General features: G+C 71.3%; 15 protein-coding genes. 7 read left to right on the top strand and 8 right to left on the bottom strand.

Translation table 11 applies throughout. From position 1 onward, the window contains the following. The first annotated feature begins 1,389 nt into the window (after positions 1–1,389). Positions 1,390–1,803 carry a peptidoglycan-binding protein gene (locus tag OOK38_RS29125; RefSeq protein ID WP_266848919.1) on the top strand — a complete coding sequence of 138 codons (414 nt, stop codon included), beginning with the start codon at positions 1,390–1,392 and terminating at the stop codon, positions 1,801–1,803. 207 nt (positions 1,804–2,010) lie between these two features. On the opposite strand, the gene OOK38_RS29120 is transcribed toward OOK38_RS29125, so the two are convergent. After that, entirely contained in the window at positions 2,011–2,244 is a 234-nt protein-coding gene (locus OOK38_RS29120) for a hypothetical protein (protein ID WP_266755712.1), read from the bottom strand. A gap of 160 nt (positions 2,245–2,404) precedes the next feature. Here OOK38_RS29120 and OOK38_RS29115 point away from each other — a divergent pair, with 160 nt between their 5' ends. Then, positions 2,405–3,790, top strand: a complete 1,386-nt coding sequence (locus tag OOK38_RS29115) for an MFS transporter (protein ID WP_266755714.1) — start codon at positions 2,405–2,407, stop codon at positions 3,788–3,790. Between the two features lie 46 nt (positions 3,791–3,836). Here OOK38_RS29115 and OOK38_RS29110 read toward each other — a convergent pair whose 3' ends face one another. The 4 genes from OOK38_RS29110 to lnt all read right to left on the bottom strand — a co-directional run bounded on the left by OOK38_RS29110 (position 3,837) and on the right by lnt (position 8,865). Next, complete coding sequence (locus tag OOK38_RS29110) at positions 3,837–5,762, bottom strand: GAF domain-containing protein (protein ID WP_266755716.1); 1,926 nt, start codon at positions 5,760–5,762, stop codon at positions 3,837–3,839. A gap of 98 nt (positions 5,763–5,860) precedes the next feature. Then, positions 5,861–6,661, bottom strand: a complete 801-nt coding sequence (locus OOK38_RS29105) for a 3-hydroxybutyrate dehydrogenase (protein WP_266755718.1) — start codon at positions 6,659–6,661, stop codon at positions 5,861–5,863. Positions 6,662–6,721: 60 nt separating this feature from the next. Beyond that, positions 6,722–7,195, bottom strand: a complete 474-nt coding sequence (locus OOK38_RS29100; RefSeq protein ID WP_266755720.1) for an NUDIX domain-containing protein — start codon at positions 7,193–7,195, stop codon at positions 6,722–6,724. 56 nt (positions 7,196–7,251) lie between these two features. Further along, positions 7,252–8,865, bottom strand: a complete 1,614-nt coding sequence (gene lnt / locus OOK38_RS29095; protein ID WP_266755722.1) for an apolipoprotein N-acyltransferase — start codon at positions 8,863–8,865, stop codon at positions 7,252–7,254. 239 nt (positions 8,866–9,104) lie between these two features. On the opposite strand from lnt, the gene OOK38_RS29090 reads away from it, so the two are divergent. After that, positions 9,105–10,157, top strand: coding sequence for an O-antigen ligase (locus tag OOK38_RS29090; RefSeq protein WP_266765565.1), 1,053 nt, complete (start codon positions 9,105–9,107; stop codon positions 10,155–10,157). A gap of 20 nt (positions 10,158–10,177) precedes the next feature. Here OOK38_RS29090 and OOK38_RS29085 read toward each other — a convergent pair whose 3' ends face one another. Both OOK38_RS29085 and OOK38_RS29080 read right to left on the bottom strand, forming a co-directional pair. Next, positions 10,178–10,723 carry a hypothetical protein gene (locus OOK38_RS29085; protein WP_266755723.1) on the bottom strand — a complete coding sequence of 182 codons (546 nt, stop codon included), beginning with the start codon at positions 10,721–10,723 and terminating at the stop codon, positions 10,178–10,180. Positions 10,724–10,934: 211 nt separating this feature from the next. Then, on the bottom strand, positions 10,935–11,720 hold the full coding sequence (locus OOK38_RS29080) for a glutamate racemase (protein ID WP_266755724.1): 786 nt from the start codon (positions 11,718–11,720) through the stop codon (positions 10,935–10,937). Positions 11,721–11,778: 58 nt separating this feature from the next. Between OOK38_RS29080 and OOK38_RS29075 the strand changes: the two genes are divergently transcribed. Continuing rightward, entirely contained in the window at positions 11,779–12,954 is a 1,176-nt protein-coding gene (locus tag OOK38_RS29075) for a glycosyltransferase (protein WP_266755725.1), read from the top strand. 18 nt (positions 12,955–12,972) lie between these two features. Here the strand turns inward: OOK38_RS29075 and OOK38_RS29070 are convergent, their stop codons facing one another. Then, a complete protein-coding gene (locus OOK38_RS29070; protein WP_266755727.1) occupies positions 12,973–14,313 on the bottom strand; it encodes a TerD family protein in 1,341 nt (446 codons plus the stop codon). 292 nt (positions 14,314–14,605) lie between these two features. Between OOK38_RS29070 and OOK38_RS29065 the strand changes: the two genes are divergently transcribed. The 3 genes from OOK38_RS29065 (at position 14,606) to OOK38_RS29055 (ending at position 16,688) form a co-directional block, all read left to right on the top strand. After that, on the top strand, positions 14,606–15,028 hold the full coding sequence (locus tag OOK38_RS29065) for a DUF6643 family protein (protein WP_266755728.1): 423 nt from the start codon (positions 14,606–14,608) through the stop codon (positions 15,026–15,028). A gap of 45 nt (positions 15,029–15,073) precedes the next feature. Beyond that, a complete protein-coding gene (locus OOK38_RS29060) occupies positions 15,074–15,898 on the top strand; it encodes an MOSC domain-containing protein (RefSeq protein WP_266755730.1) in 825 nt (274 codons plus the stop codon). 184 nt (positions 15,899–16,082) lie between these two features. Then, positions 16,083–16,688 (top strand): hypothetical protein, encoded by a 606-nt coding sequence (locus tag OOK38_RS29055; protein WP_266755732.1) that lies wholly within the window; start codon positions 16,083–16,085, stop codon positions 16,686–16,688. Positions 16,689–16,828 lie beyond the last annotated feature (140 nt).

Here is a 16,828-nt window from a genome sequence, read left to right as displayed (position 1 = left end):
CTCTGCTGGAAGGGACGTTGATGATCGGGACGGCGCGGCAGCTTCCGCGTACGAGCCGAACGGTTGCGGCTCGATCCGGGCCGAGTGCTGCTCACTTCCCACGGCTCGACCTCCCCTGCCAGACCGCGGGAGAGAAAAGCCTCGCCGGCCGCTGTGAGGCGGCCATCGGGGACCAGCCAGCGCCGATCCCCCTAGCCACCCAACCATGGGCACCCCGAAGCCCGCACCCGTAGCGCTCGGCCAGGCGTCGCATGACAGCGGCCTCCTTGACGTTGTGCCGGTGACGATCAGGGACAGTTCGAAGGGCAGCCCCGAGGTACTGCCACCCAGCCGATCCAAGGGTCGTGCAGTTCCAGCACGGCGTGTCACATGCGCGGACGCGGTGATCGGATCCACGGTTCGGCGAATTCGGGGCTCTGCAGAACGAGATGTGCGGCTGTACCACCGCCCGGGCTCTGGATGAGGCGTGGGTTACATACCGGCCGCACGATGAAGACAAAGCCGCGCGGCCTACGTATTGCCTCCCTGAGAAGAGAGGGAAACCCGCCACCGGGGCGCCCTGCGCAGAGGCCCTCGCAGTGATCACCACCCTACAGCTGGTACCTGACCGCCGCTGATGAAAGAAATGGGCCGTCAGAAACAAGACAAGTTGAGGAGGACTCGGTGGGTCGCAACGACGCCAACCCTGAGCGAACTCCCGGCTCGGACCCTGACATCGCGCAAGGGATCAGAGACTCCTTCCAAGCCGTGCTGGACGCTTTGGATGCCGCACGCGCCGACCTCCTGCGCGACGAGAACCAGGAGGTCGAAGGCCCGTCTCAGCCCCAGAGCCGGCACGGTCACCCGACCGGGGATGCCCGCTTTCCCCAGCCGACCTCGTCCCCGTCGACCCCGGCTTGCTCCGCATCCGGCCAGGCACTGCCAGTCAGACGTGTGTCGTCAGGCACGCAACCAGAGCGTCCCGGGCCCCACCGCCCAACTGCCACTGAATCGCTGCCGACTGGCGGCCTGCACCACGACACTCCGCGGGCTGTCGTTGCGGAGCCACCGGGGCTGCCCAGAGGGCTGGAGGCCGTCCCACCCCCGTCGACGGGAAAGCCGCCGACGGCCGGTGGACCGGAACCGGAGGCTGTCGCACCAGCCGTGGCTCTCCCAGCTCCGGCACCCTGGCAGGAAAGCTCGTCGAGCAGGACCCCCCGGCCGGGCGCTTGGCCGGACGTCTCCCGCTGTGCTGCCGTCCCGTTCGACCAGCTCGACACGGCGCCCTTAAGGGGATCTGCGCCATCCGCCCGCGCACATGGGAGGAAGACCGGCGGCAGACGGCGGCGATTCACCAGCCGCAGGGACCTGCGAATCACCGGAATCCTCGGGCTGGGCGCGGCGAGCGGATTGATCCTCGCCACGTGGCTGCTGACCTACCACAACGCCGACCCTGCGACCTCCTCTTCGCCTGCCCGGCACATGGAATCCCCACAGCCGGCGACTCCCGCGCCGAAGGACCCCTCCCTCCCGACGGAAGGGCAGTCGAACCGCCCGCCGCACGGCACACCTGACCCGCCGCTCCCCGAAATCCCGGGCACGGGCGTCCTGCGCCAAGGCGACAGCGGCCATGGCGTCTACGAGTTGCAGGTACGTCTCCTGCAGATACCCGGCATCTACGACGGTGGGCCGATCGACGGCCGCTACGACGCCGAGATCCGAGCGGCAGTGACCCTGTTTCAGAAGCGGTACGGGATCCGCGGCGATGAGACCGGGGTCTACGGCGACAACACACGTCTTGCCCTCATGCTGCGGACCAAATAGCCGGCGACAGAAGGACGGGGTACCAGGATCAACGTCGGCGCGAGTCCCACTGCAGGAACGCGCCCCAACTGCGGCAGGGTCGGCGCCACCTACCCCGCAGCGTCTCGTCGAGGTGGCGGATGCGGATGCGGTGACGCGTGTCCAGAGAGCCGGACGAGTGTCCACTTCAGGGAACTGATGAGGTGACGAAGGGCCCCCATGACTCCATCATCTGCGCTTGCGGCGCAGGACTTCCGCCCCGTGCCAGCGGCGGACGTTGAGGGCGAAGTGGAGGTCGAAGGCGTTGGCGTCGAGGTCGAGGTGGTAGTGGTCGACGGCCGCTGGATGCGGTAGTGGACGGTGTTGCGGTGGACCATCTCCAGCGGTGAACGGGAGCCGGCCGGGCCACGGGGGCAGCCGTACGGTGCCGGGGCGCAGCCAGACGGCACCAGTTTCGACCACCTACGAGCCCCTGAACCGGCCTTCCGCAACCCTGGCATGGTGGCCACACGCATAGCCAACCCTCGAACTATGTTGCCCCACCACATGTGCCCCTGACGTGCGTCTTCCTACCGTGTGCCAACACGTACCCGTCCCCACCGCACACGAGGAAGTGGCGCACATGGCCTCCGGAACCACCGCTCCCCCACCCCCCGCCAGCCTCAAGCGCATCGTCGCCGCCAGCCTCATCGGCACCACCATCGAGTGGTACGACTTCTTCCTCTACGGCTCGGCCGCCGCCCTGGTTTTCAACAAGCTCTTCTTTCCCGGATCCGACCCGCTCGTCGGCACATTGCTTTCCTTCCTGACCTACGCCGTCGGGTTCGCGGCCCGGCCGCTGGGCGCGCTCGTCTTCGGGCACTACGGCGACCGGCTCGGCCGCAAGAAGCTGCTGGTGCTGAGCCTGCTGCTGATGGGCGGGGCGACGTTCGCGATCGGTCTGCTGCCCACGCACGCGACCGTCGGCGTGGCGGCCCCCGTCCTGCTGACCGCACTTCGCCTGGTGCAGGGCTTCGCGCTGGGCGGTGAGTGGGGCGGCGCCGTCCTGCTGGTGTCCGAGCACGGCGATGCCAAGCGGCGAGGGTTCTGGGCGTCGTGGCCGCAGACCGGAGCACCCGCCGGCCAGCTCCTGGCGACCGGCGTCCTTTCTTTGCTCACCGCGACCCAGTCGGACGCCGCCTTCGTCTCCTGGGGCTGGCGCATTCCCTTCCTGCTCTCCGGCGTCCTGGTCGTCGTCGGTTTGTGGATACGTCTGTCTGTCGATGAATCGCCCGTCTTCAAGCAGGCGTTGGCCCAGGCGGAGGCCCGCAAGGCGGCGGGAACGGACAAGCCGGAGAAGCTTCCGCTGGTCGCCGTCCTGCGTCACCACTGGCGGGACGTGCTCGTCGCGATGGGCGCCCGCATGGCCGAGAACATCAGCTACTACGTGATCACCGCCTTCATCCTCGTGTACGCCACCACCTCCGCCGGCGTCTCCAAGCAGACCGCGCTCAACGCCGTCCTCATCGCCTCGGCCGTGCACTTCGCCGTCATCCCGGCCTGGGGCGCGCTCTCCGACCGCGTCGGCCGCCGCCCCGTCTACCTGTTCGGCGCCGCGGGAATCGGCCTCTGGATGTTCCCGTTCTTCTCCCTGATCGACACCGGCGGCTTCGGGAATCTGGTCCTCGCCGTCACCGTCGGCCTGGTCCTGCACGGCGCCATGTACGCACCCCAAGCCGCCTTCTTCTCCGAGATGTTCGCGACCCGGATGCGCTACTCGGGTGCCTCCATCGGCGCCCAGTTCGCCTCCGTCGCGGCGGGCGCGCCCGCACCGCTCATCGCGACGGCGCTGCTCTCCTCGTACGGCACCTCGACCCCCATCTCCCTGTACGTGATCGGGGCGGTCGTCCTGACCCTGATCGCCGTGGGCCTGGCGAAGGAGACCCGCAGCCGCGACCTGTCCGACGTCGAGGCCACGACCGACGAGCGGCCCGCTTCCGCGACGCCGGCGGACGCCCGCACCGTCTGACCGAGGCCCGCACCCCTGATCCCCGTACGCGATCCGCGTGCGGGGATCAGCGCGGTGCGCCCGACGACAACCGGTGCAGTCTCAGGGCGAGTTGGATCTCCAGTGTGCGGGCCGGGCTCTGCCAGTCGTCCCCGAGCAGGCGGCCCACCCGCTCCAACCGCTGCGCGACGGTGTTCACATGCACGTGCAGGGCGTCCTTCGTGCGTGCCGGGCTCATGCCGCTCGCGAAGTACGCGTCGAGGGTGTGCAAGAGGTCGGTGCCGCGCCGTTCGTCGTAGGCGACGACTCCGCCGATGGTGCGGTCGACGAACCCGGAGATGTCCCGGTCCCCTGCGAGGAGCAGTCCCAGGAACCCGAAGTCCTCGGCGGCCGCGCCGTCGCCGGCCCGGCCGAGCAGGCGCAGTGCCTCCAGGCAGCGTCGGCCCTCCGTGTACGCCGAGGCCACCGCTTCGGGACGCGCCGCGAGCCGGTCGACGGGTGCCGAGGCACCGACACTGACCGCTTCGTGGACGGCGGTACCGAGCTGCCTGGCCGTGCGGCGGGCCAGTGTCGTCGCTGTGTCGCCGGGTCCGAGGGGGAGCAGCAGGACGGTGCCGCCGTCGCGGGCGGCCGCCAGTCCGTGGCGGGTGGTGGCGAGATGGGACGCGGCGGACCACAGCCGTCTGCGTGCGCTCGCCTCCTGGTCGGCGTCGGCGGCCGTGGCGTCGAGACGGGCCGCGAGCACCACGTGAAGGCCGTCGAGGTCGGCGTGCAGCCGCGCGGCCCGCTCGCGCAGCAGCCTCGGATCGCGGTCCCGGGCGTCCAGCAGGTCGTCCAACAGCTCGCCGCGTACGCGCTGTTCGGCTTCTGAGGCCGAGCGTCTGGCGAGCAGGAGCAGCGAGGTCACCATGGCGGCGCGCTCCAGGGTGCGCTGGTCGACGGGGTCGAGGCCCGGGTGCCCGCGGAGCACCAGGGCGCCGAGCAGCTCGCCGCCGGCTGCCACAGCGGTGACCCAGTCGTCCCCGTGTCGCACGGCGTGGCCGTCGGCGCGGGCGGCCTCCACCGCGGTGGCCGGTGTGGCGCCGGGCTCGGCGAACTCGACCGTGCCGTCGAGGACTTCGGACACCGCGGCGGCCACGTCATGGACTCCCCCGCCGCGCAGCACGAGTTCGGCGAGCCGGTCGTGGACGTCCGAGGCGCGCTCGATCACTCCGCTGCGGTCCCGGATGATGTCGTTGGCGCGGCCCAGGCGGTCGAGGGCGGATCGGGTGTCCGCCAGCGCGTTCGCCGTGTCGATGGCCGCCGCGGCGAGGGCCGCGAAGGAGCCGAGCAGTGCGATCTGTTCCCGCTCGAAGACCCGCGCCCGGCGGTCCGCCGCGAACAGCACGCCGATGACCTGGGGTCCGATCATCAAGGGCACGCCGAGAATCGCGACGAGCCCCTCGTCCCGTACGCCCGCGTCGATGGTGCGGGTGTGCTGGAAGCGCTCGTCCTTGAAGTAGTCGTCGGTGACGTAGGGGCGGGCGGTCTGCGCGACGAGCCCGCCCAGGCCCTCCCCCATGCCGAGCCGCAACTGCTGGAACCGTGCGGCGACCGAGCCTTCGGTGACACGCATATAGGTGTCGCCTCTGGCCGTGTCGTTCAGGCTGAGATACGCCACGTCCGTGCCCAGCAGGGACCGGGCCCGCTGCACGATCGCCTGCAGCACGGCGTCGAGGTCGCGCAGGCCCGCGAGGTCGTGCGCGGTCTCGAAGAGCGCGGAGAGTTCGGCCTCGCGGCGGCGCCGTCCCTCTATCTCCGTGCGCACGCGCAGGGCGAGCAGCTTGGCCTGTTCGAGCGCGGCGACGCGGTCGGCGGGCAGGCCCTCGGCGCGGGCGAGGAGCACCGGCTGCTCGTAGGCGTCGGCGGTCGCTCCTCTGGCCAGGAGTTCCAGGAACGGCGCTTCCACGCTGTCGGCGGAGCGCTCGGCTGATGGCAGGTGATCGCGGAACATGGCAACAGGATGGCGCATCCGCGGATCGGCGCCGCGGCCCTGTGGATAACTCACGACCTGCTCCGATACGGCTCGACGCGGGGCGGGCTCGGCCTCGCTCAGTGCGCGGTCCAGCCGCCGTCCAGCGTCAGCGATGTTCCGGTCATGAAGGCCGCCTGCGGTCCGCAGAGGTAGGCCACCGCCTCGGCGACCTCCGCCGGCTCGATGAGACGCTTGAGGGCGCTGTCCTTCAGCAGAATCTCGGTCAGGACGCGCTCCCGCGGGATGCCGTGTGTCCGAGCCTGGTCGGCCAGTTGCTTCTCGACCAGTGCGGTGCGCACATAGGCGGGGTTCACACAGTTCGAGGTGACTCCGTGGGGTGCGCCTTCGAGGGCCGCGGTTTTCGAGAGGCCTTCCAGGCCGTGTTTCGCGGCGACGTATGCGGACTTGAACGCCGAGGCGCGCAGCCCGTGGACGGAGGAGATGTTGACGATGCGGCCCCACCCTTGCCCGTACATGTGGGGCAAAGCACCGCGAATGAGGCGGAACGGCGCCTCCAGCATCACGGTCAGCACCGTGTGGAACACCTCGGGCGGGAATTCCTGGATGGGGCGGACCATTTGCAGCCCGGCGTTGTTCACGAGGACATCGGTGCCCGCCGCGGCCTGTTCCGCGGCGTCGAGGTCGGTGAGGTCGAGGACGTGCGGCTCGACGGTCCCGCCCAGGCCGTGTATCTCGTCGGCCAGGGTCTCCAGGCCTCCGGCGTCCCGGTCGACCGCTCTCACCTTGGCTCCGGCGGCGGCGAGCCGCAGCGCGCAGGCGCGGCCGATGCCACTCGCGGCGCCGGTGACGAGGGCGGTGCGGCCGCCGAGGTCGAGTGCGGAAGCGTGGGGGCCCGAGAGGGCGCTGGGCTCGGTCATGCCTCGACCCTAGGCAGCCCCCACGCCCCAACCGATGTGGTCGGTCCACACACTTCACACTCAGGTCATAGGCTCGAACCATGTGGGTGCGTCAACCAGCGCCTGCTTGATCCGGAAGAGGGCCTGCTCGTTCAGCTTCGGCAGAGCGTCCACGTCGAACCAGTCGACCTGGAGGGACTCGTCGTCATTGACACGGGCCTCACCTCCGACGGCGCGGCACCGGAGCGTGGTGTCCATGAACTGGCAGACGTCGCCGTTGGCGAACGTCACCTGCTCCCCCGCCCGGACCAGGACGACGCGCTCGACCTCGACATGCACGGCGGTCTCCTCGTACACCTCGCGCACCGCGCAGGCCGCCGGCTGCTCTCCCGGATCCGGGATACCGGAGATGAGCGCCCACTGGTGGTTGTCCGAACGCTGCCCGAGCAGAACTCTGCCCTCGTCGTCGAAGACCACGGCGGTCACCCCGGGCATCCAGAGGAGCTGGTGGCCCGCGAAGGCGCGGATCTCGCGGATGAAGTCGGGAGTAGCCATGGCCCCGACCCTAGCGGCGCGATTCCGTCACCTCGGCACGGGCCCCGGACCGCGTATCAGGCGTCGGTGTTCCGCCGCGCGCGCACCGTGGTCGCCGCGGCCCAGCCGAGGCCGCCCGCCGCGACCAGCACCAGGAACATCTCGGGGATGATGCCGAGCTGGGTGGCCGGGGTCTCGGAGGAGCGCAGCGGCACCTTCTGGACCAGCGAGTCGGCGACGAACATCCCGGTCTTCTGGGTGATCCTCCCGTCCGGCATGATCACGGCGCTGACACCGCTCGTCACGGGCACGGTGACGGTGCGGCTGTGCTCGACGGCGCGGATGCGGGACATGGCGAGCTGCTGGTAGGTCATCTCGCTGCGGTCGAAGGTCGCGTTGTTGCTGGGCACCGAGATGATCTGCGCGCCGTCGGTGACGGTGCTGCGCACGGCCCAGTCGAAGGCGGCCTCGTAGCAGGTGGCGAGGCCGACCTTGGTGCCGTTCATGGTGAAGACGCCCGGCTCGGTGCCACGGCTGAAGTCCTGGCGCACCATCGACGTCCAGTTCTCGTTGATGGCCCCGAGCAGCGAACGCAGCGGAAGGTACTCGCCGAACGGCTGGACCTGCCGCTTGTCGTACGTGTCGACCGGGCCCTTGGCCGGGTCCCACAGGATCTGCTCGTTGTAGAGCTTGCCGTCCCGCTCGACGACCCCGCCGACGGAGATGGGGGCGCCGATCGCCTTGGCGGCCCCGTCGATCACGTAGCGCGCGTCGGCGTTGGCGAACGGGTCGATGTCGGAGGAGTTCTCCGGCCACAGCACCAGGTCGGGCTTGGCGGCCTTGCCCGCCTTGACCTCGGCGGCCAGGCGCTCGGTCTCCCGCACGTGGTGGTCGAGGACGGCACGCCGCTGGGAGTTGAAGTCCAGTCCCGCGCGCGGCACGTTGCCCTGGATCAGCGCGACGGTCGTCGTGCCGTTCTCGGCCTTGTCGCTGACCAGCGTCCGCGCGGCCGCTGCCCCGACGACCGGGACGGCGACGCTGAGCAGCGCCACCGCGGCCGCGCCGCGACGCAGGACCCGGGTGCCGCGCGCCTCGACGGACAGGCGGACGATCTCGTACAGCCCGAAGCCGCACAGCACGACCGCGAAGCCGAGCACCGGAGTGCCGCCGAGCGCGGCGAGCGGCAGGAAGACACCGTCCGCCTGCCCGAACGCGATCTTGCCCCAGGGAAATCCGCCGAAGGGCGCACGCGCGCGTGCCGCCTCTCCCGCGATCCAGATGGCCGCCGCCCACAGCGGCCACCCCGGCAGCCGGGAGACGAGGGTGATCCCCGCGCCGACGAGCGCGACGTAGACCGCCTCCACCGCGACCAGCGCGAGCCAGGGGCCGGAGCCGACCTCGACCCCGGTCCACACCAGCAGCGGCAGCAGGAATCCGAGGCCGAACAGATAGCCGAGGCCGAGACCGGCCTTCCAGCTGCGACCGCGCAGGGTCCAACCGAAGACCGCGAAGGCCGGCAGGGCCAGCCACCACAGGGTCCGTGGCGGGAAACTGACGTACAGCAGCACTCCGGAGAGCGCCGCGGCGGCGGCCGGAACGAGGCGACGCACCAGGGCGGCACCGCGCGAAGCGGGCACGGCCTGGGGTTCGAGCTGTTCCGGCTCGTCTACGGTGGTTGCGGTGGCGGTCACTTGGGGAGTGTACGGCGCTTGACCTGGGCGCCGACAGCTCGGCCTCTTCGGTCCCGATGGGCGGAACACCGCTCGGCGGGTCCCCTCGTACGCATCTGCTGCAACGTTCCTGCACAACATGTCCCCAAACCGGCGCATCACCCGTTACGGTGTGCCCGAGCCTCTGACGTGCGGCCTGATGCGGTGACGGCACCCGAGGTCAGGCGGAGTCGGGGGGCGACGGGGTGGGTTCCACGGGGATGGTCTCCACGGCTGATTCGGCGGCCACGGGCGAAAGACGCAGCCGCGCGGACGGCGCCGGCGTGGCCGTGCTCGCGGCGTGTGCCGCCTGGTCGCTGATCACGGCGACCGCGCACGACGGCCGGCCCGAGGGCATGCTGCTGGCGGTGCTCGCCGTGGCGGCGGGCTACGCCTCGGGGCGGATCTTCGGAGCACTCCTGCCGGTCGCCGCCCCCTGCGCAGGCGCGCTGGCCGGACTCGGCCTCGCCATCGCCACACCCGGCCCGCAGATCAGCCTGGAACTCGGCCACAGCGGCGCCACGGCCGCCCTGCTGACCCTCTCCTCCGGCGCCGCGTGCTGCGCCGCCTGGGCCGCACGCCCGCCCGCCCTGCGTCTCGCACTGCGACTGCTGGCCGCCGCGATCGCGGTGACGGCCGCGGTGCTGGGATCGACCACCGGATTCGTCACCTGCGTCGGGGTCCTGCTGTGTTCGCTCGCCGCCGCCCGTGTGCGACGTCGCGCCCTCGCCCTCACGGGTCTGGCGGCCGCCGCCGTGCTGGTGACCGGGGCGACCTGGGCCATCGGCGAGGACACGCTGCCGGGCGGACTGACCGCGTCCCTGGAGGGCCGGCTCACCGAGCACCGGGTCCAGCTCTGGCACGACGCCCTGCACATGGCCCGCACCGATCCCGCTCTGGGGGTCGGGCCCGGACGTTACGGGGAGTTCAGTCCCACGGTCGCCCAGTCGCTGCTGCCCGACGGCAAACCCCATTCCGCGCCCTTGCAGCAGGCCGCCGAGCAGGGCGTTGTCGGCGTGGCCCTGCTCGGGGCGGCCTTCTGCTGGGTCCTGTACGCGCTGTTGCGCTCGCCGCGTTCCACCCCCATCGCGCTGACCACGGGCGCGGCTCTGACGGCGCTGGCCGCCATCGCCTCGATCGGGAACGCGCTGAGCTTCATGACCGTGACCGCGGGTGCGGGACTGCTCGCCGGGCTCGCGACCGCGCGCCCCTTCACCACGACCGAGCCGGACGACGTCCCGGCCCGGTCGTCCGGCGATCACCTGGAGTCATGAGCTGACATCCGCTTCGGACGTCAGCGCACCACACCGGACGTGTCCGGGGGCAGATGGCCGCGGATGATCCGTACCGCCGCCTCGGCGTTGTCCACGGTGATCGTGAACGTGTGGCCGTCGCCCAGGCGCAGCACCACGCCCTCACCACGTCGGACGATGACGGCGGTTCCCTGCTCGGGCCGCCAGCGATATCCCCAGCCGCCCCACTGGCGCGGGGTGACCTGAGGTGCGAAGTCGGCGCCGACGACCGTCGAGAGCGGGATGCGGCGGCGCGGCAGCCCTATGTGGCCGCAGCGCACCTCCAGACAGTCCTTGTCCACCGTCACGGCGACATGCACGAACGCGAGCGTGCCGAAGAGGATGAGCAGTCCGGCGGCGATGCATCCGATGACGGACATGATCAGCGGGGCCGTTCCCGACGTCCAGCCGGAGTCGACGGCCAGCTCGATCCCGAGCGCCAGGCAGGCCAGGCCGCCTATGGCGGGCAGCAACTGAACGCGATTCCTCGCATGCCCGGTCCACAAGGCCGGGTGCGGTGAGGTTTCGCCGTGGGGGTGGTCCCTCATGTTCACGAGAGTACTCAGGTTCCGCTGCGCGGGCACCGGGTCGCGGAGCGTTACTCCGCCGGGTGGACGAGCTTCTCGCCGTGGGGGACCGAGCGGTGACGGACCGTGCCCGTACGCCGGGTGTCCGCACGTTCACCACCGGTGTCCGCGGAACGGACGCCTTCGCTGACAAGCAGGCGTCACGAGGGTGGAGCGGGGGTGCGGTCGTCGCTCAGCGCGCGGGGCTGACGGCCGACAGGATGCGGCCTTCCTCATAGGTGAGCGCGGTCGTCGGCAGGGCGCCTTCGCGCCCGCTCAGCAGCACCGTGACCGTGGAGTCTGCGGGGGCCGCGGGGTCCGGCATCTCGCCGATCCGGCGCAGCGCCTGGGCGGCGACCGCCCCGGCGGAACCGTGCAGGACGAGCGGCGGGCGCCCCGGGCGCTGCACGGCGGCGCGGATGCGCTCGGCGACCAGCTCGTAATGGGTGCAGCCCAGGACGACGGCCCTTACATCCTCGGGGGTGTGCGCGGCGGCCGCGGCGATCGCGGCGTCGATGGCCGCCTGGTCGGCGTGCTCCACCGCGTCCGCGAGTCCGGGGCAGGCCACCTCGGTGACGTCCACTCCGTCGGCGAACTGGTCGATGAGTCCCCGCTGGTACGGGCTGCCGGTGGTGGCGGGCGTGGCCCAGATCGCGACGGGGCCGCCGCCCGCGGCGGCCGGCTTGATCGCCGGGACGGTGCCGATGACGGGCACCTCCGGCTCCAGGTGGGCGCGCAGGGCGGGCAGGGCACGTACGGAGGCGGTGTTGCAGGCGACGATCAGCGCGTCGGGCCGGTGCAGTGCGGCGGCCTCGGCGACGGCGAGGGCGCGTGCGGTGACGTCCTCCGGTGTGCGCGGTCCCCAGGGCATGCTGCCGGGGTCGGAGGAGAGGACGAGATCGGCGTCTGGCCGCAGTCGACGCACCGCGGCGGCAGCAGCGAGCAGTCCGATTCCGGAGTCCATGAGCGCGATCTTCACCCGGTCACCATAGACGATCCCTCTCGACGGGAGTCTGGGGTGGGGCAGACTGCGACAGGTGAGCGCCCTCGTGTGGATCGCTGTCGGATCACTGGCCGCGTGGCTGTGGCTGCTGCTCGGCCAGGGCTTCTTCTGGCGTACGGACGTGCGGTTGCCCGCCCGCCACGATCCGGTCGACTGGCCTTCCGTCTGTGTCGTGGTGCCGGCCCGGGACGAGGCCGCCGTCCTGCCCGAGAGCCTGCCGTCACTCCTCGCCCAGGACTATCCGGGGCGGGCCGAGATCTTCCTCGTCGACGACGGGAGCTCGGACGGCACGGGAGAGCTGGCCCGCGAACTGGCGCGCCGGCACGGCGGACTGCCGCTCACCGTCGGCTCACCGGGTGAACCGCCGGCGGGCTGGACGGGCAAGCTGTGGGCCGTGCGCCACGGCATCGGCCTCGCCCGCGCGCGGGACCCCGAATATCTGCTGCTGACGGACGCGGACATCGCGCACGCGCCGGACAGCCTGCGGGAACTGGTGGCGGCGGCGCGCACGGGTGGTTTCGACCTGGTCTCGCTGATGGCGCGGCTGCGGGTGGAGAGCCTGTGGGAGCGGCTCGTCGTACCGGCGTTCGTCTACTTCTTCGCGCAGCTCTACCCCTTCCGCCGGATCGCGGTGAAGGGGTCACGGACGGCGGCCGCGGCGGGCGGCTGCGTCCTGCTGCGCGCGGACACCGCCGAGCGGGCGCGGATCCCGGACGCGATCCGGCATGCCGTCATCGACGACGTGGCGCTCGCCCGCGCGGTCAAGCGGGGCGGTGGCCACATCTGGCTGGGCCTCGCCGAGCGGGTCGACAGCGTGCGCCCCTATCCGCGGCTCCATGATCTGTGGCGCATGGTCTCCCGCAGCGCGTACGCCCAGCTGCGGCACAGCCCGCCGCTGCTCGCCGGAACGGTCGCCGGGCTCGCGGTGGTGTATCTGGTGCCGCCGGTGGCCCTCCTGGCGGGCCTCGCCGCGGGGAACACGTGGGCGGCGGCGGCCGGAGGGCTCGCCTGGCTGCTGATGGCGGCGACGTATGTGCCGATGCTCCGCTACTACCGGCAGCCCCTGTGGCTCGCTCCCCTGCTGCCGGTCACCGCGTTCCTCTATCTCCTCATGACGGTCGATTCCGCGGTGCAGCACTACAGGGGGCGCGGTGCGGCCTGGAAGGGCCGCACCTACGCCCGCCCCGACACCGCCCTCGACGAGAACTGAGGGACAGGGGCCCGGCGGTCATTTCCTGCCGGGCGTCCAGTTCATGCCCCAGCCATAGGCGTAGTCGACCGTGCGCTGCGGACTCACGCCGCGCTCGGGGATCAGGTACCGCGCCTCACGCTGGACGACCATGTCGGTGCCGTTCCCGGTGATGAGGGCGAGCGCACAGACCGTGGAGGGCACCGTGCACTCGTCGAGCGAGAAGTCGATCGGCGCGCCGTTCAGCGGCTGCAGGGTGACCGTGGCATGCAGGTCGGCGAAGGACCGCGCGCCTTCGTAGATGGTCACGAAGATGAGGATGCGCCGGAAGCTCTGCTTGTGATCGAGGTTGATGGAGAGGTTCTCGCCGCTGGCCACGGCCCCGGTGCGGTCGTCCCCGTCGAGATGGATGAACGGCGGCTGGTGCAGCGCCCCGAAAGCGTTGCCGAGCGCCTGGACGACTCCCTTGCGGCCGTCGGACAGCTCGTACAGCGCGCACAGGTCGAGGTCGAGGTCGGCGTGCATGGCGACGGCCCGGCCGCGCTTGCTGCCCCACCCCTTGAACTGCTTGCGCACCTCCCAGTTGAGGTTCACGCGCATGGCACCGGACGTTCCGCCCTGTTTGCTGAGCGAGACGGACGGCGCCTCCTTGGTGAGCGTCACCTTGGTCAGGCGGACCGGCGCCGGAGGGGCCGCGGGCGGCTGCGGAGTCATGGGCGGGGCCATCGGCGGCGGCATGGTCACGGGCGGGGCGACCGGCGGCGGCATGGTGACCGGGGCCGCCACGGGAGGAGGGGGCCCCTGGACGAGGGTGGCGGGCCCCTGCGGTGCGGGGGCGGCCGGTGCCGCGTGCTGCGGCTCGTCCACCGTTATCCCGTAGTCGGTGGCCAGTCCTTCGAGGCCGCTTCCGTAGCCCTGTCCGACGGCACGGAACTTCCAGGCGCCCTGGCGCCGGTAGAACTCGCCCAGTACGAAGGCGGTCTCCACGGTCGCGTCGGCGCTGTCGAAGCGGGCGAGCTCCGTGCCGTGCTGTGCGTCGAGCACCCGTATGTACAGACCGGGAACGCGCCCGAAGGAGCCGCCGTCGGCGGAGGCGGCCAGGACGACGGTCTCGATGACGGGCTCCGCGCGCGCGAGGTCGACGAGCAGCGCGTCGCTCACCTGGCCGCCGTCGTTGCGCTTCCCCTCGTGGCGCACGGCGCCCGAGGAGTGCGCCGGCTGGTTGTAGAAGATGAAGTCGGCGTCCGAACGGACCTTTCCGGACACCAGCAGAAGGGCGGAGGCATCCACGTCGGGCACCCCCGGTCCTGAACGCCACCCCAATTCCACCCGCAGTGCGGTCGTCGGGACAGGAACATTCGATCCCTTAGGCATTGACATGTACGCCCCCATCACGTGTCTCCGCGCCGGTGCGCGTCCCGAGCGGACGGCCGGCTCCGTCCCCGCCAAACCTAATCCCCCGGCCCGCCGAACTCCCATGACTCGCACTGGAAGATCCAGGTCAACCGCCGGTAACCCGTCCGCAGCTCGGCCTTTACACGATCTCAACCATCTTTGACGTCCTTTTTTGCCGAGTTCGCTCGCATTGGGGATCCCGCGTCACTGCCGACACGGAAAACAACCCTCTTATCGGTCTCCCCAACCAGCACATCGTGGGCTTAACTTATGTGCCATGACCTCCCCCCGCTCCACCTATGGCGGCGGTTACTACTCCGCCTTCCAGGACACCCCGATCTACGACTCCCTCGTCGCCGAGCGGGGTACCCCTCAGATCGCCCCGATCCGGGTCCCCTCCGCCTACGACTCGGGCAACAACCTCCCGGCGCTGCCGTCGGCGCTCCCCGCGCTGCCGGCCGGCCCCTCGCACCAGTACGGCTACCAGCAGGCCCAGCAGCCCTCGCCGCTGCAGCAGGCTCCCGCGCCGTACATCCCGCAGCAGGCCGCCGCGCCTCGGGGCTATCCCGGCCCCCAGCCGCAGCAGCCCCGCCCGATGGCGAGCGGCACGGGCTACGAGGCGATGCGCCCCGCGGCTCCCCGGCCCGCCCCGGCTCCCTACCAGGATCCCTACAACGGGCAGCAGTACCGCGGGTACTGACCTCCTCGGACCGGATTGTCGGTGCTTCCTGGCACCATGGCGGTCATGGGGAACGCGCAACTGCACTCGATTCACGTCCATCCGGTCAAGGCGTTCCGGGGCCAGTCACCCCGGGAGGCCGAGGTGGAGCCCTGGGGGCTGGCCGGAGACCGACGCTGGGTCCTGATCGACGACGGGGGAAAGGTCGTCACGCAACGCGAGCAGCCGCGTATGGCGCTGGCCGCCGCCGAGATTCTCTCCGGCGGCGGCCTTCGTCTGTCCGCCGAGGGCCGCGAGCCGGTGAGCGTTCCCGTGCCCGAGCCCGTCGGCACGACGACCGTGCAGATCTTCGGCGACAAGGTGGAAGCGGTCCTCGCCGACCCGGCCGCGCACGACTGGTGCAGCGGCTACCTGGGCGCCGATGTGCGCCTCGTCCACATGGACGATCCCGCCACGCGCCGGCCCGTCGACCCGGAGTTCGCCCTGCCGGGCGAGACGGTTAACTTCGCCGACGGCTATCCCCTGCTCGTCACCACGCTCTCTTCGCTGGACGCGCTCAACTCCTTGATCGCGCAGGGCGACCACGCCGACGAGGGTCCCCTGCCGATGAACCGCTTCCGGCCGAACGTCGTCGTCTCCGGCACCGACGCCTGGGCCGAGGACGACTGGTCGCGGATCGCCATCGGCGAGGTGACCTTCCGGGTGACCAGGATGTCGGGGCGCTGCGTCGTCACCACGACCGACCAGGACACCGCCGCGCGCGGCAAGGAGCCACTGCGCACGCTCGCCCGCCACCGCCGCTTCGCCGGCAGGCTGATCTTCGGACAGAACCTGGTTCCCGAGTCCCGCGGCACGCTGCGCGTGGGCGACCCGGTGACCGTCCTCTCCTAGCCCCTGCGATCACATTCCGCCAGAGGCCGGGCACGGGGAACCCCGGCCCCGGGCGGGATCGTTGAGTCGGCGTGAGATGTTCACGCAGGGCCCGGGGGAGGGTGATTTCGCTCTCTCTTCCTCCGCGTCCCGAGTGAACGGCTCCGCTGCGGGTTATCACGGACGCGGAAGGGGGTGCGGGACGGTGCACGCGATCATCGGTCTCTGGCGCTGGCGGCACAATCCGCTGCGCCGCACGACGGATCTCGTGGAGGCCTGGCTGGCCCTGGCCGCCCTTCTGTTCGTCCTCGTCGGCGCGCCCCTGGTCGGAGCTGTCGTGGGGGCCTCGGCCCAGGAGGCGCTGCTGCGGTCCGTGCGGGAGCAGCGCGAGGACCGTCACCAGGTCACCGCCACCGTTGTCAGGAGGCTGTCCCGGGGCCCGCTGGCGCCGGACCCCGAGACGTCGTCGGCACGGGACACCCGCAGCCGCGTCGTGGCCGACTGGACGGCGCCGGACGGCACCCCGCAGCACGGCACGGTGATCGCCGCCCTCAAGTCCCCCCGTCCTGGGGACCATTTCCCGATCTGGACCGATCTGCACGGCGGCATAGTGGGCCGCCCGCTCGACAGTGCCACCGCGGCCACCCACGCCGTTCTGGCCGGTTTCGGCGCGGCCGTGCTGTCGGCGGGATTCGTGGCGGGAGCCAGACGGTTGATCGTGGGGCACATGATCCGCCGACGTCATGCCCGTTGGGACCAGGCATGGGACAAGGCGGGTCCCGACTGGGGCAAGGCAGGCACCGGCAGCTGACGCCTTTCCGCTCCGGTCAACCGGGCGTCCCCGCGCACGCTACGGTGGACCGGCCGAACTGTTCGGCACCGTCGTGAGAGGCTGTCCGGCAGGGACCGGGATCCCGACCGACGGGGCATCAGCACGACCTCGCAGGACCC

It is taken from the genome of Streptomyces sp. NBC_00568 (assembly GCF_026341855.1).
Classification (GTDB): Bacteria; Actinomycetota; Actinomycetes; order Streptomycetales; family Streptomycetaceae; genus Streptomyces.
Note: the sequence above shows the minus strand (reverse complement) of the source record. Positions and strands in the feature narration are given on the sequence as shown.